At 58.8% G+C, this 13,481-nt stretch carries 13 protein-coding genes and 1 pseudogene; 3 read left to right on the plus strand and 11 right to left on the minus strand.

Features of this window, described 5'->3' with window-relative positions; genetic code table 11:
- Positions 1-173: 173 nt before the first annotated feature.
- The 8 genes from KW837_RS09430 to KW837_RS09465 all read right to left on the minus strand — a co-directional run bounded on the left by KW837_RS09430 (position 174) and on the right by KW837_RS09465 (position 7,439).
- On the minus strand, positions 174-389 hold the full coding sequence (locus KW837_RS09430) for a molybdopterin-binding protein (protein ID WP_003229256.1): 216 nt from the start codon (positions 387-389) through the stop codon (positions 174-176).
- A 34-nt stretch (positions 390-423) separates the two neighbouring features.
- Positions 424-1,230, minus strand: a complete 807-nt coding sequence (ssuB, locus tag KW837_RS09435) for an aliphatic sulfonates ABC transporter ATP-binding protein (RefSeq protein WP_123500365.1) — start codon at positions 1,228-1,230, stop codon at positions 424-426.
- Positions 1,227-2,009 carry an aliphatic sulfonate ABC transporter permease SsuC gene (gene ssuC, locus KW837_RS09440; RefSeq protein ID WP_218395351.1) on the minus strand — a complete coding sequence of 261 codons (783 nt, stop codon included), beginning with the start codon at positions 2,007-2,009 and terminating at the stop codon, positions 1,227-1,229. The genes ssuB and ssuC overlap by 4 nt, the downstream gene beginning before the upstream one ends.
- 9 nt (positions 2,010-2,018) lie before the next feature.
- Positions 2,019-3,167, minus strand: coding sequence for an FMNH2-dependent alkanesulfonate monooxygenase (ssuD, locus tag KW837_RS09445; protein WP_218395352.1), 1,149 nt, complete (start codon positions 3,165-3,167; stop codon positions 2,019-2,021).
- Positions 3,168-3,192: 25 nt separating this feature from the next.
- A complete protein-coding gene (locus KW837_RS09450) occupies positions 3,193-4,158 on the minus strand; it encodes a sulfonate ABC transporter substrate-binding protein (RefSeq protein ID WP_218395353.1) in 966 nt (321 codons plus the stop codon).
- Positions 4,159-4,259: 101 nt separating this feature from the next.
- Positions 4,260-4,853, minus strand: a complete 594-nt coding sequence (gene ssuE / locus KW837_RS09455) for an NADPH-dependent FMN reductase (protein WP_007899466.1) — start codon at positions 4,851-4,853, stop codon at positions 4,260-4,262.
- A gap of 279 nt (positions 4,854-5,132) precedes the next feature.
- Positions 5,133-5,771: a peroxiredoxin gene (locus KW837_RS09460; protein ID WP_192344972.1), complete on the minus strand. Its 639-nt coding sequence runs from the start codon at positions 5,769-5,771 to the stop codon at positions 5,133-5,135.
- A gap of 294 nt (positions 5,772-6,065) precedes the next feature.
- Complete coding sequence (locus KW837_RS09465; protein ID WP_192344973.1) at positions 6,066-7,439, minus strand: OprD family porin; 1,374 nt, start codon at positions 7,437-7,439, stop codon at positions 6,066-6,068.
- A gap of 464 nt (positions 7,440-7,903) precedes the next feature.
- Here KW837_RS09465 and tauA point away from each other — a divergent pair.
- Positions 7,904-8,068: pseudogene (gene tauA, locus KW837_RS09470) on the plus strand (taurine ABC transporter substrate-binding protein); the annotation flags it as partial.
- A 33-nt stretch (positions 8,069-8,101) separates the two neighbouring features.
- On the opposite strand, the gene argA reads toward tauA, so the two are convergent.
- Together argA and argE are read right to left on the minus strand one after the other, a co-directional pair.
- Positions 8,102-9,400, minus strand: a complete 1,299-nt coding sequence (argA, locus tag KW837_RS09475; RefSeq protein WP_123500376.1) for an amino-acid N-acetyltransferase — start codon at positions 9,398-9,400, stop codon at positions 8,102-8,104.
- 265 nt (positions 9,401-9,665) lie between these two features.
- Entirely contained in the window at positions 9,666-10,835 is a 1,170-nt protein-coding gene (gene argE / locus KW837_RS09480; protein WP_218395354.1) for an acetylornithine deacetylase, read from the minus strand.
- Between the two features lie 175 nt (positions 10,836-11,010).
- Here argE and KW837_RS09485 point away from each other — a divergent pair, with 175 nt between their 5' ends.
- Positions 11,011-12,378 (plus strand): inorganic triphosphatase, encoded by a 1,368-nt coding sequence (locus KW837_RS09485; RefSeq protein ID WP_218395355.1) that lies wholly within the window; start codon positions 11,011-11,013, stop codon positions 12,376-12,378.
- 100 nt (positions 12,379-12,478) lie between these two features.
- On the opposite strand, the gene KW837_RS09490 is transcribed toward KW837_RS09485, so the two are convergent.
- A complete protein-coding gene (locus KW837_RS09490) occupies positions 12,479-12,952 on the minus strand; it encodes an Lrp/AsnC family transcriptional regulator (RefSeq protein ID WP_008076029.1) in 474 nt (157 codons plus the stop codon).
- 126 nt (positions 12,953-13,078) lie between these two features.
- Between KW837_RS09490 and KW837_RS09495 the strand changes: the two genes are divergently transcribed.
- Positions 13,079-13,417, plus strand: a complete 339-nt coding sequence (locus tag KW837_RS09495; protein WP_218395356.1) for a hypothetical protein — start codon at positions 13,079-13,081, stop codon at positions 13,415-13,417.
- Positions 13,418-13,481 lie beyond the last annotated feature (64 nt).

Genomic DNA, 13,481 nt, shown 5'->3' on the forward strand with positions numbered 1-13,481 from the left:
GAGCAAGCCCGCTCCCACAGTGGATTTCTGTCGTACAGAGAATCTGTGGCCACTGAAGATCAAATGTGGGAGCGGGCTTGCTCGCGAAGGCCGCACCGCCGAACTCACTGAGTCACACGCATAAAAAACCCCGAAGGGCTCACACCCTCCAGGGTTGTTGTTTACGCACGCACTTACAACTTGGCGATCGACACCTCGGTGGATTTCACAAACGCGATTACTTCACTGCCGACCACCAGTTCCAGCTCTTTCACCGAACGGGTGGTAATCACCGAAGTGACGATGCCGGAGGCCGTCTGCACGTCGATTTCCGACAGCACGTCACCCAGCACGATTTCCTTGATCGAGCCTTTGAACTGGTTACGAACGTTGATGGCTTTGATAGTCATGATGTTGATTCCTGTCGTTGGATGAATCTTTAAGTTATTGAGCCCAACGCAATTGCGCAGGCAGTGGTGAAACAGGTTCCGGTTCCGGCGGTTGGCCAGGCAGGGACAGCACGCGGTTGAGCACTTCGGTTTCCAGCGCCGCCAGCCGATGGGAGCCACGGACCCGAGGGCGCGGCAGCTCCACATGCAGGTCGAGGCCGACTTCGCCCTCTTCAATCAGGATCACCCGATCGGCAATCGCCACTGCTTCGCTGACGTCGTGGGTCACCAGCAACACGGTGAAGCCATGCTGTTGCCAGAGCCGTTCGATCAGCTGCTGCATTTCGATTCGGGTCAGGGCATCCAATGCGCCCAGCGGTTCGTCGAGCAACAGCAAGCGCGGTTGATGGATCAACGCGCGAGCCAGGGCCACACGTTGCTTCTGCCCGCCGGACAAGGCTGCCGGCCATTCGTTGGCGCGATCCGCCAGGCCGACCGCTTCGAGCGCTTGCAATGCTTGCGGCCGCCAGTTGCCCTTGAGCCCGAGACCGACGTTGTCGATGATCTTTTTCCACGGCAGCAGACGCGCTTCCTGGAACATCAGTCGAGTGTCTTCCCGCGCATCATTCAGTGGCGCTGCGCCTGCAAGCAGCTGCCCCCCCGTGGGCTTGTCGAGACCGGCGAGCAAGCGCAGCAAAGTACTTTTGCCGCAGCCGCTACGCCCGACCACCGCGACAAACTGCCCGGCCGGAATGTGCAGATCGATTTCACGCAACACTTGCCGCGAACCGAAGGTTTTTTGCAGCTTGCGCACCACCAGCGGAATACCGCGCAGCAGGCGTGGAGGTTGTTGAGCCGTCATGCGGCACCTCCCTTGGTTACCTGATAAGCCGGATGCCAGCGCAGCCATACACGTTCAAGCCCTCGCGCCGCCAGATCAGCCAGCTTGCCGAGCACCGCGTACAAAAGAATCGCCAGCACCACCACGTCGGTCTGCAAAAACTCCCGGGCATTCATCGCCAGATAGCCGATGCCCGAGCTCGCGGAAATGGTTTCCGCCACGATCAAGGTCAACCACATGAAGCCCAGCGCAAAACGCACACCGACTAGAATCGATGGCAGCGCACCCGGCAAAATCACTTGGCGAAACAGGCTGAAACCGGACAAGCCATAACTGCGCGCCATCTCCACCAGCGCCGGATCGACGTTGCGAATGCCGTGATACGTGTTGAGGTAAATCGGGAATAACGTACCCAACGCCACCAGAAAAATCTTCGCCGACTCGTCGATGCCGAACCACAGGATCACCAGTGGAATCAACGCCAGGTGCGGTACGTTGCGGATCATCTGCACCGAGCTGTCGAGCAGACGTTCGCCCCACGTCGACAGGCCAGTGATGAAGCCCAACGCAAGACCGATGCCGCCGCCGATGACGAAACCGAGCGCCGCGCGCCAGCCGCTGATGGCCAGGTGAGTCCAGATTTCACCGCTGCTGACCAGGCTCACACCGGCTTCGATCACCGCGATCGGCGCCGGCAGAATCCGCGTCGACAACCAGCCCGCCGACACCGACAACTGCCACACCGCCAGCAACAAGACCGGCAGCGCCCAGGGCGCGAGGTTGTGGATGATTTTCTTCATGGCGGCGCCTCAGCTCTGGGACGCGGCTTTGGGAAGAATGTCGTTGGCTACCATCTCGCCGAACGGGCTGACGTAACCGGCGCTTTTCGGCAGTTCCGGACGCTCGATATCCAGGTGCGGGAACAGCAACTCAGCCACCCGATAGGACTCTTCCAGGTGTGGATAACCGGAGAAGATGAACGTATCGATGCCCAGGTCCGCGTATTCCTTCACCCGAGCGGCCACGGTCGGGCCATCGCCGACCAGCGCCGTACCGGCTCCGCCGCGCACCAGACCGACACCGGCCCAAAGGTTGGGGCTGACTTCCAGATGGTCGCGACTGCCACCATGCAACGCGGCCATCCGTTGCTGGCCGACCGAATCGAAACGCGCCAGAGACGCCTGGGCACGGGCAATGGTGTCATCGTCCAGATGCGAGATCAGTCGATCCGCCGCTTGCCACGCCTCGGCATTGGTTTCGCGAACGATCACATGCAAGCGAATACCGAAGCGCACAGTGCGACCGAGCTTCGCGGCTTTGGCACGAACCTGCTCGACTTTTTCTGCCACGGCGGCCGGTGGCTCGCCCCAGGTCAGAACCATTTCGACCTGCTCTGCCGCGAGGTCTTGGGCGGCTTCCGACGAGCCGCCGAAATACAGCGGCGGGCGCGGTTGCTGGATCGGCGGATAGAGCAACTTGGCGCCCTTCACGCTGATGTGCTGACCGTCGTAATCAACGGTTTCACCTTCCAGCACCCGGCGCCAGATACGGGTGAATTCCACCGAAGCCTGATAGCGCTCTTCGTGACTGAGGAACAAACCGTCGCCGGCCAGTTCTTCCGGATCGCCACCGGTGACCAGGTTGAACAGCGCACGACCACCAGACAAGCGATCCAGTGTCGCGGCCTGACGCGCCGCCACCGTCGGGGAAATGATCCCGGGGCGCAGGGCGACAAGGAATTTCAAACGTTGGGTCACCGGGATCAGCGATGCGGCTACCAGCCACGAGTCTTCGCAGGAGCGACCGGTGGGAATCAGCACCCCGCCAAAGCCCAGACGATCCGCCGCTTGCGCGACCTGTTGCAGGTAACCGTGGTCGACGGCGCGAGCGCCTTCAGCGGTGCCAAGGTAATGGCCATCGCCATGGGTAGGCAGGAACCAGAAGATATTAAGGCTCATGGAGTGGTCTCCTCAGGAAATCGAATTACGGCGCTTTGGCCACGGCGGTGGGTGGCGTCCAGATCACGTCTTTGATGCTCAAGGGTTTGGGAATCAGCTTGAGCTGGTAGAAGCTGTCGGCGATTTTTTGCTGGGCAGCGACTACTTCCGGCGTAAGGAACAGCGCGCCGTAGCCCTGGCGTTTCACCGAGGTCAGGGTGATGTCCGTTGGCAGGCCGAGCAGCGGCGAAACTTGCTTGGTCACGTCCTCAGGATTGGCCTTGGACCATTCGCCAACCGCGCGCACTTCTTCCACCAGAGCCTTGATCACTTCAGGATTTTTCTGCGCGTAAGATTTGGTCGCCAGGTAGAACTGATGGTTGTCGACGAGGCCTTTGCCGTCGCGCAGAGGGCGTGCTTGCAGTTGCTGTTCGGCGGCGGCCTGGTACGGGTCCCAGATCACCCAGGCATCGACGCTGCCACGCTCGAACGCGGCGCGGGCATCGGCTGGCGGCAGGAACACGGTCTGGATGTCGGTGTATTTGAGGCCGGCGTCTTCAAGCGCGCGCACCAGCAGGTAGTGCACGTTGGAGCCTTTGTTGAGCACGACTTTCTTGCCCTTGAGGTCCTGCACCGATTTGATCGGCGAGTCCTTCGGCACCAGGATCGCTTCGCTGTGTGGCGCTGGTGGTTCGTAGGCGACATAAAGCAGATCGGCGCCGGCGGCTTGGGCGAATACGGGCGGCGTTTCACCGGTGACGCCAAAGTCGATGGAGCCGACGTTCAGGCCTTCGAGCAGTTGCGGGCCACCGGGGAATTCAGTCCATTGCACGTCCACGCCCTGGGCGGCGAGGCGTTTTTCCAGTGTGCCTTTGGCTTTGAGCAGCACCAGGGTGCCGTATTTCTGATAGCCGATTCGTAATGTCTCGGCCTGAGCTTGAGTAATGGCGCCGAAGGTTACAGCCGCAGCAAACAGAGCGACCAGACCACGACGCAAAATGACAGTGCGCATAGCGCTCTCCTTTTGCAGTAGGGTTTTGGCTGCACCTGCTTGCCCGTTAGCGGGCCAGTAAGGTGGAGTACTTCAAATTCAGATGTGGCTTGAGGGCTGACTTAAATGCTCCAGCGAGCACTCAACAAACGTTCGTTCAACAGGTTTGGATCAAGCGGCTTGGGCCGACGAGCCATGGCGCTGAAAAACTGCTCCAGCGCTTCAAACAATCGTTGCGCAAGCTCCGGCGCCAACTGCGCCTGGGCGCTGCCTTCGCCGTAAGCGATCTGGCTGTCCACGGCAAAAATCCCCTGCAGCATTTCCTGGGCTTTCAACGCCGACAGCACCGGTTTGAGCGCGTAATCCACCGCCAACATGTGGGCGATACTGCCGCCGGTAGCCATCGGCAAAACCACCTTGTGGCTCAAGGCGCGTTCGGGCAGTAGATCGAGCAAGGTTTTCAGCGCACCGGAGAACGACGCTTTGTAAACCGGCGTGGCGATCAGCAAGCCATCGGCGTTTTCAATCTGTTGCAACAGGTCGATCACTTTCGGGCTGTCGAAACGGGCATGCAGCAAATCTTCGGCCGGGAAGTCCCGTACCTGGTAACTCACCACTTCCACACCTTGCTCTTGCAACCAGCGTCGCGAGCGCTCCAGCAAAACTCCGGAACGGGAGCGTGGGCTGGGACTGCCACCGAGTGAGACGACCAGCATTCAGACAATTCCTTGAGCGGGGTTAGCGATTCGCGGCTTGCGATCTCGCGTTGATGGAGTGACCTTAACAGCTGATTTATATATCCATAAATCATATTTATTCATTTAGTTATGCGTTATAGATCTATGTGAAACTGTTTTTCCCAGGTAAAAAAAAGGCCGTCGAAACGGCCCAAAATCCCCTGCTTTGGTTTGATGCCTGTAAAAGATCGCAGCCTTCGGCAGCTCCTGCAGCTGTACGCCAATCTACGTAGGAGCTGCCGTGCGATCTTTTGACGTTTAACGATTCGGCTGCGGCGTCAGGCGCAGGTATGGCCTCACCGCGCGATAACCCTTGGGAAAGCGCTGCCTGATTTCGTTTTCGTCCTTGAGCGACGGCACGATCACCACTTCATCACCGTCCTGCCAGTTGGCCGGGGTGGCCACCTTGTAGTTGTCGGTGAGCTGCAGCGAATCGATCACCCGCAAAATTTCATTGAAGTTACGGCCGGTACTCGCCGGGTAAGTAATCGTCAGCCGAATCTTCTTGTTCGGGTCGATCACAAACAGCGAACGTACGGTCAGGGTGTCGTTGGCATTCGGATGGATAAGGTCATACAGGTCGGACACTTTGCGGTCCGCATCGGCGAGGATCGGGAAGTTGACGATGGCGTTCTGGGTTTCGTTGATGTCCTCGATCCACCTGTGATGCGAGTCCACCGGGTCGACCGACAGAGCAATGGCTTTGACGCCGCGCTGGGTGAATTCATCCTTGAGCCTGGCGGTGAAGCCCAGCTCGGTGGTGCACACTGGCGTGAAGTCCGCCGGATGGGAAAACAACACGCCCCAGCTATCGCCCAGCCATTCGTGGAAACGGACAGTGCCGGCGCTGGAATCCTGTTCGAAATCGGGGGCGATATCGCCAAGTCTGAGGCTCATGGTGCTGCTCCTGGTGAGTGCTTATTGAGTTCAACTGTGCCTGCGTTCCTTAAAGATTAAAAAGAATAAATATCGATTTATTTAGATCATAAGTGAATATTAAATATCTGTTCACTGGACCTGAATGCACATGAGGACGAACATCGCCGACAAGGTTCGAGAAGGCCTTGAGTTGCTGCAAAAGAGGGGAATTTCAAGGAGGGTTTACGGGGGTGAGCCCACCTTGAAAACGCAAAAGCCCCGCCCGGCGTGATGCCGGGCGGGGCTTTTTTTACGTCGGTTACGCGAGTGCTGTTACAACAGCGGGATCGAGTAGCTGACGATCAGGCGGTTTTCGTCCTGGTCGCGCTGACCAGGGACGTCGTTGCGCCACATGGCGTTTTTCCAGGTGAAGCCCAGGTTCTTCAGCGGACCTTCTGGCACTACGTACGCCAGGGTCAGGTCGCGTTCCCACTCGGAACGGCCGGAACCGTTCTCGCGACCGTTGGTACCAACGGTGTCAATGTTGTCGCCACGCAGGTAAACGATGCCGGCAGTAGCGCCTGGCAGGCCAACCTTGGCGAAGTCATACGAGTAGCGAGCTTGCCAGGTACGTTCGCCGGCACGGGCGAACTTGGCGATCTGGCTGTCGGTAGTGATGTAAGCCGACGAGCCGTCACCCTGGTTCAGCCAAGGGAAGTCGCTGCTGCCATTGCTGACCTGATAACCACCGCCGAAGGTGTGACCGGCAACGGAGTACAGGAACAGGCCGCTGTACAGGTTGTTGTCGACTTTACCGCGACCGGAACGGAAACCCTCATCGTTACCGGAGCTGAAATAAGCCGAGTCGTGACCGTTGGCACCGTCATCGGAGCTGTTGAAGTAACGCAAGTCAGACTTCAACACACCAGGACCGATCGACCAGTTGTGAACCAGGCCCAGGAAGTGTTGCTTGTAGAAGTCTTCCAGGTTGCCGTAGTAGTACTGGGCAGTCAGGTCTTTGGTGATTTTGTAGTCACCGCCACCGTAGATGAACTTGTTGCTGTCACGACCGGCAGCAGTGTGAGCGTTCGCACCAGCAATCGACAACTCTTCGTTGTTGCTGGAGTTACGGCCCTTGGCGTGCTCGATCTGACCGCCGACCAGTGTCAGGTCTTTGATTTCGTTCGAGGTGATCTGGCCGCCCTGGAAGGTTTGCGGCAGCAGACGACCGTCGTTGGTCACGATCACTGGCAGTTTTGGCTGCAGAGTGCCCAATTTCAGTTCGGTCTGGGAGATCTTGGCTTTGGCAGTCAGGCCCAGGCTGGAGAAGTTATCAACCGCTTCGCCGTTGGATTTGCTTGGGAAAACAGTGCCGCCGTAAGAAGTCGAAGTGGCGCCGTTGGTGCCACCGCCCGAGTCCAGACGCACGCCCAGCAGGCCGATAGCATCAATACCGAAGCCAACGGTGCCTTGGGTGTAACCCGAGGTGAAGCGCAGGTCGAAGCCTTGACCCCATTCTTCGTTTTTGCTCTGAACACCGTTAGCCTTGTTGGCAGCAGTGCCAGCAGCGCTGTCACGGTTATCCGTGTTGATGTAGAAGTTACGCAACCCCAAAGTAGCCTTGCTGTCTTCGATGAAACCGGCGGCGCCTGCCTGCTGCGCCAAAACCCCTACGGCCACAGCCAGGGCCAAGGTGGACTTCTTCATGTTTCGCTCCTCTCGTTCTAATTTTTGTGTTCTTTGGTCTCGGGTCTAACGCCCCAGATCCACAGATGCGCGATTAGCGCCAGACCGTGACTGACAAGTCAATCGTAACCATGTGTGTCTACGACCAAGGTCTAACCGCCGTGATTTGGTCCCTGCAGGGTAATGATTTCCTCATAAACCCAAAAAGAATTATTTCATTCTTTTTCATACCATTTGGGAATATAGCTCTCGAGCAATGATCCGAACCGAGACAAAAGGTATCGGCTCATAAGCTAATTCCTAAATGGTATTTATTGGCCTTTTTTTAGATCGATTAGCGTTTGCGTATTCCCCATACGTCAATCACTTTCGAAAAGGCGACGCCATCATGGCCAAACGCGCACTATCTAGTCAATTTGTTACAGTTTGTGTATCGCGTATATTTTCTTTTCCGCCGACGTATTGGGGCGTTCGCAAGGATTTACGCCGCGATGACCGGCGCCAATGATGTGCCAGAGCTGCTGGTCAGCTCGGCATCTCCAGCCCAGGCGAAGGGCGAGACGGCGAAGTTCTTGAAGGAACAAGGAAAGGTCGAGACGGTGCTGCCGGATTATTCGCCGTATGTCAGCGCGAAATTCGTCACTGAATAACACCCCGCCCCCGTAGGAGCGAGGCTTGGGGCATCACAGGGCTTTTTCGAAGATCTTCGAGTTACGCTGATAGTTGTAAAGCGACGCCCGCGCCGACGGCAGACGTTCGACGCTGCTCGGCACGAAGCCCCGCTCACGAAACCAGTGAGCGGTCCGGGTGGTCAGCACGAACAAGGTTTTCAGCCCCTGGGCCCGGGCGCGGGTTTCGATGCGTTCCAGCAGTTCATCACCGCGACCGCCATGGCGGTACTCCGGGTTCACCGCCAGACACGCCAACTCCCCAGCATCCGAATCGGCAATCTGATACAGCGCGGCGCAGGCGATGATCATGCCTTCGCGTTCGACCACGCTGAACTGCTCGATCTCACGCTCCAGCACCTCGCGGGAACGCCGTACCAGAATGCCCTGCTCTTCCAGCGGGCTGATCAAGTCCAGCAAACCGCCGACGTCTTCAATGGCCGCCTCGCGTACAACTTCGAATTGCTCCTGGGCCACCAGCGTACCGCCACCGTCACGGGTGAACAGTTCGGTCAGCAACGCGCCATCTTCGGCGTAGCTGACGATGTGACTGCGCGCCACCCCGCCCCGGCACGCTTCAGCGGCCGCGTCCAGCAGCTCGGCCTGATAATTGTTGCCCAGACGCTGCAAATGCGCCGGTACTTGCTGCGGGCGCAATTCGCGGACCAGCCGGCCATTTTCGTCGATCAAGCCCAAATCGGCGCCGAACAGCAGCAGCTTGTCCGCCCCCAGATCGATAGCTGCACGGGTGGCGACATCTTCGCAAGCGAGGTTGAAGATTTCACCGGTCGGCGAGTAACCCAACGGCGACAACAGCACGATGGAGCGTTCGTCCAGCAGGCGATTGATGCCCTTGCGGTCGACCCGGCGCACTTCGCCGGTGTGGTGATAGTCGACACCTTCAAGTACGCCGATCGGCCGTGCCGTGACCAGATTGCCGCTGGCCACCCGCAGGCGCGAACCCTGCATTGGCGATGAGGCCATGTCCATCGACAGCCGGGCTTCGATGGCGATGCGCAGTTGACCGACTGCATCAATCACGCACTCAAGCGTCGCCGCATCGGTGATGCGCATGCCGTGGTGGTAATGCGGGGTCAGGCCGCGAGCAGCGAGGCGTGTTTCAATTTGCGGGCGCGAACCGTGAACCAGCACCAGTCGCACACCCAGGCTGTGCAGCAGCACCAGGTCGTGGACGATGTTGCCGAAGTTCGGGTGCTCCACGCCGTCGCCGGGCAGCATGACGACGAAAGTGCAATCGCGGTGGGCGTTGATGTAAGGCGAAGCGTGACGAAGCCAATTGACGTATTCGGGCATGAACCTGGGCCTGTAATAAATAGCAGCCGAAAAAAGGGTAAAGCAGTAAACGCACAGCGGGCTGATGGTTATCGTCGGAACAGGCTTGGCGACACGCGCGCTCTCCTCATGAATACGGGTTGGGACACTGGCAATTTATACGTTTAGTCAGCCAAAACACAGAACCTGTGGGAGCGGGCTTGCTCGCGAAGGCGGCGTATCAGACACATTAATATCAACTGACACTCCCTATTCGCGAGCAAGCCCGCTCCCACATGGGTTGCGCTCAACTGACCGGCATCGCCGTTTTGGCCGGTGTCAGGCAGTAATGCTCAATCAGTTGACGTAATAGATGCACGGTAGGCTGCAAACGTGACATTTCGAGGTATTCCCCCGGTTGATGAGCACAGGCGATGTCGCCCGGTCCCAATACCAGTGTTTCACAACCAAGACGCTGAAGATAAGGCGCTTCCGTGCCGAACGCCACTGCTTCGGCGCGATGACCGGTGAGCTTTTCGGCAACCCGCACTAATTCCGAGTCCTCGGCCTGCTCGAAGGGGGGCACTTCGGGGAACAACGGCGCGTAATCGATCTTCACTTGATGCCGTTCGGCAATCGGATTGAGCTTCTGCAGAATCGCCGCGCGCAACGCTTTGGGGTCCATGCCTGGCAAAGGCCTCAGGTCGAATTCCAGCGAACACTGGCCGCAGATGCGATTAGGGTTGTCCCCACCGTGGATGCAACCGAAATTCAGGGTCGGCTGCGGCACGCTGAACTGTGGGTTACGAAACTCGCGCTGCCACGCCAGGCGCAGGCCGCGCAGTTCGCCCATGGCGTCGTGCATGGCTTCGAGGGCGCTGTGGCCCAGGCGCGGGTCCGAGGAGTGGCCGCTCTGGCCGAGGATGTCGATGCGTTCCATCATGATGCCTTTGTGCATCCTGATCGGCTTCAGCCCGGTCGGCTCGCCGATCACCGCGGCCCGGCCCAGCGAACGTCCAGCTTCGGCCAGAGCGCGAGCGCCAGACATCGAGCTTTCTTCATCGCAGGTGGCGAGGATCAGCAAGGGTTGCTTGAACGGTTGGTCGAGCAAGGGTTTGACGGCTTCGATGACCAAGGCGAAAAAACCCTTCATGTCGCAACTGCCCAAGCCGACCCAACGACCGTCCACTTCCGTGAGTTTCAGCGGGTCGGTCTGCCACAACGCCTCGTCGTAGGGCACCGTATCGCTGTGACCGGCCAGCACCAAGCCGCCGGGGCCGGAGCCAAAACTGGCCAGCAGATTGAATTTGCCGGGGCTGACCTGCTGGATATCGCAGGCAAAACCCAAGTCCCCGAGCCAAGTCGCCAACAAGTCGATGACCGGCCGATTGGTTTGATCCAGGCTGGGTTGGGTACAGCTGACAGACGGCGCGGCGATCAGCGCAGCGAACTGATCTTTCATGGACGGCAAAGGCATCGCTGACTCCCAACTCCCGAATTGAAGTCCATCATAGAACCATCCGGCGACAGGAATAAACCGTCGCGGCGCGTAGGGTGTCAACAGACCCTATCTCGAATGAGTCCTGTACACTGCACGACCTTGGCAGCCACACATTCCCCCGGCTGCGCTCCCGATCCTGGATTTTCCGGCCATGCAGAAAGAAACCGAAATCAAACTCCGCGTCAGCCGCGAAACCCTCGCCGCCCTGCGCGAGCACCCGTTACTGAAAAAACGCAACAAAAGTGGCTGGGAACGCCGTGAGTTGATGAACCAGTACTTCGACACGCCTGAGCGCGACCTGGCCCGCGCCAAGGTTGCCCTGCGCCTGCGCCGCGATGGCGAAGAAGTGATTCAGACCCTCAAGACCCGCGGCCAGAGCATCGCCGGTCTGTCCGAGCGTCACGAGTACGACTGGCCTCTGGCCAAAGCCAAGCTCGACGTGAAGAAACTCGACGGTGAATGCTGGCCCGAAGAGCTGGCCGAGCTGGACAAGAAAACCCTGAAAGCCATCTTCACCACCGATTTCGTTCGCGAACGCGCAGAAATCGCCTGGGGCCGTGGCAAGACCAAAGTGGTCATCGAAGCCGCGCTGGACCTGGGCCACGTGGTGGTCGGCAAGCAGAAAGAAGAAATCTGCGAGCTGGAACTGGAGCTGCGCGAAGGCGAACCGGCCGCGCTGCTGGAACTGGCCGCCGAACTGGCTGCGACACTGGCGCTGATGCCGTGTGACATCAGCAAGGCCGAACGCGGTTATCGCTTGTTCGACGCCAACAGCTACTCGCTGAGCTTGCCGGCACCGCAGATCACTGCCGAAATGCCGCTGGACGATGCGTTCGCCGCCCTGAGCTGGCATTTGCTGAGCAGCAGCCAGCGTCTGGCCGAGCAATATCGCTTCAATGGCCACTGGCGCCTGTTGCAGGACTGGGTCGAGAACCTCGCTGAAATGCGCGCGTTGATCAGCAGCCTCGGTCAGGCCGCACCGCGTCAGTCGACTCACGATCTGCGGGTCGCACTGGATGCCTTGCTGGAAGACTGGCGACCGCTGGTACAGGCCGGCCTGGACGACGAAGACGTACGTAAAGCTGCGCCGGAGCAGTTCCTCGAAGAGCTGGAAGACCCACGTTGGGGCCTGTTCTCACTGAACACCTCGCGCTGGTTGCTGGCCCGTACCTGGGCCGCCGATCGCAACGTCCGCGGTAATCGCCAGGGCGCTGCACAACTGGGTAGCTGGCTGCCGCGCATGCTGGGCGAAGAAGCCAACTCGCTGCAATTGCAGCGTTACCAGCAACAGCCGGAAGACCTGGCCGAGCAACTGCCGCGTATCGAGCGCATCCAGGCCTGGCTGCACCATGCCCGCGGCGTACTGGAGATCCCGGAAATGGATCGCCTGTACGGTGAGCTGAACAAACTGACGCAACTGGCCAACGAACCGATTACCGATGAATCGCTGGATGCGCGTAAGCAGCAGGCGATCGCGGTGTATCAGAATCGCGCCTGGAAAACTCTGCTGCGTCTGTAAGGACGCCTTCGCGGGCAAGCCTCGCTCCTACAGGTAATCATCGGACCATTGTAGGAGCGAGGCTTGCCCGCGAAGAGGCCCGCCCAAACGCTGCAAATCTCTACCCCCGCAACACAGGCAAACTCGTCGTGGACTTGATTTCCGATAACGCCACGATCGAGTTGACCTCCTGAATCCCCGGCACCATCGACAGCTTCTCGAAGAAGAAGCGCTCATAAGCCTCGATGTCCGCCGTGACGATCCGCAGCAAGAAATCCACCGACCCCATCAGCACATAACATTCCAGCACTTCGGGAAAACCGCGAATTGCCTCGGTGAACTCGGTGAAGTTCGAACGTCCGTGGGCGTTGAGTTTGATCTCGGCGAAGATCTGCGTGTTAAGGCCGATTTTCTTGCGGTCAAGCAACGTCACTTGAGCGCGAATGATCCCCTCCTCCTTCATCCGCTGAATCCGCCGCCAGCACGGCGACTGCGAGAGCCCCACCTGTTCGGCGATCTGCGCGCTGGAGAGCGAAGCGTCCTCTTGCAGCAACGCGAGAATCTTGCGGTCGTAGCCATCCAGCTCGCTGTGCATAGAAAAACCTATAGTGGGTACTAATTCGAATTGATCGATTCGATAAATGATCAATAAGCCCAATCATAGATAAGAAATGCCCGGCACCGAATGTAAAAATTCCTCCAATGATTTTGGAGACCGACCATGCCGCATTTAGAAGCCGTGAACACCTCGCCTGCCCGCGCCGATGTATGGAACGTCAGCAACGCCCACTGCCGCGTTCACTATCAATTACTGGCCGAGGCCGAGCCGGATCTGCTGTGTCGGGCGCTCAATCTTTTCGCCTTGCAGTTTCTGACGCCGCAGCAGGTCAACGTACAGCGCATGGACGATCTGCTGTCGGTCGATATCGTCATGGACGGCCTGAGCTGGCACCGTGCTCAAGTGATCGCGGAAAAATTACGTAACCTGATCAGCGTCTGCTCGGTAAACCTGCAAGCGGCTGATTCTGCGTGGGAAGAGCCGGCTCAGGCGGCAGGCTGAAAAGAAACGTCACGCCTTGGTCGGGTAGTGGCCCAACGGTCTGCGGGTGCGCGACTATCCTTTG

Origin of the sequence: Pseudomonas sp. PDM24 (assembly GCF_019218905.1) — a bacterium.
Classification (GTDB): domain Bacteria; phylum Pseudomonadota; class Gammaproteobacteria; order Pseudomonadales; family Pseudomonadaceae; genus Aquipseudomonas.

What these genes read in the sequence shown, in the direction of transcription:
- KW837_RS09495 (WP_218395356.1), top strand. Translation starts at nt 13,079, where the DNA reads ATGCCGCATTTAGAAGCCGTGAACACCTCGCCTGCCCGCGCCGATGTA.
- KW837_RS09430 (WP_003229256.1), bottom strand. Translation starts at nt 389, where the DNA reads ATGACTATCAAAGCCATCAACGTTCGTAACCAGTTCAAAGGCTCGATC.
- KW837_RS09460 (WP_192344972.1), bottom strand. Translation starts at nt 5,771, where the DNA reads ATGAGCCTCAGACTTGGCGATATCGCCCCCGATTTCGAACAGGATTCC.
- ssuC (WP_218395351.1), bottom strand. Translation starts at nt 2,009, where the DNA reads ATGAAGAAAATCATCCACAACCTCGCGCCCTGGGCGCTGCCGGTCTTG.
- KW837_RS09465 (WP_192344973.1), bottom strand. Translation starts at nt 7,439, where the DNA reads ATGAAGAAGTCCACCTTGGCCCTGGCTGTGGCCGTAGGGGTTTTGGCG.
- ssuD (WP_218395352.1), bottom strand. Translation starts at nt 3,167, where the DNA reads ATGAGCCTTAATATCTTCTGGTTCCTGCCTACCCATGGCGATGGCCAT.
- KW837_RS09485 (WP_218395355.1), top strand. Translation starts at nt 11,011, where the DNA reads ATGCAGAAAGAAACCGAAATCAAACTCCGCGTCAGCCGCGAAACCCTC.
- ssuE (WP_007899466.1), bottom strand. Translation starts at nt 4,853, where the DNA reads ATGCTGGTCGTCTCACTCGGTGGCAGTCCCAGCCCACGCTCCCGTTCC.
- ssuB (WP_123500365.1), bottom strand. Translation starts at nt 1,230, where the DNA reads ATGACGGCTCAACAACCTCCACGCCTGCTGCGCGGTATTCCGCTGGTG.
- argE (WP_218395354.1), bottom strand. Translation starts at nt 10,835, where the DNA reads ATGCCTTTGCCGTCCATGAAAGATCAGTTCGCTGCGCTGATCGCCGCG.
- argA (WP_123500376.1), bottom strand. Translation starts at nt 9,400, where the DNA reads ATGCCCGAATACGTCAATTGGCTTCGTCACGCTTCGCCTTACATCAAC.
- KW837_RS09450 (WP_218395353.1), bottom strand. Translation starts at nt 4,158, where the DNA reads ATGCGCACTGTCATTTTGCGTCGTGGTCTGGTCGCTCTGTTTGCTGCG.
- KW837_RS09490 (WP_008076029.1), bottom strand. Translation starts at nt 12,952, where the DNA reads ATGCACAGCGAGCTGGATGGCTACGACCGCAAGATTCTCGCGTTGCTG.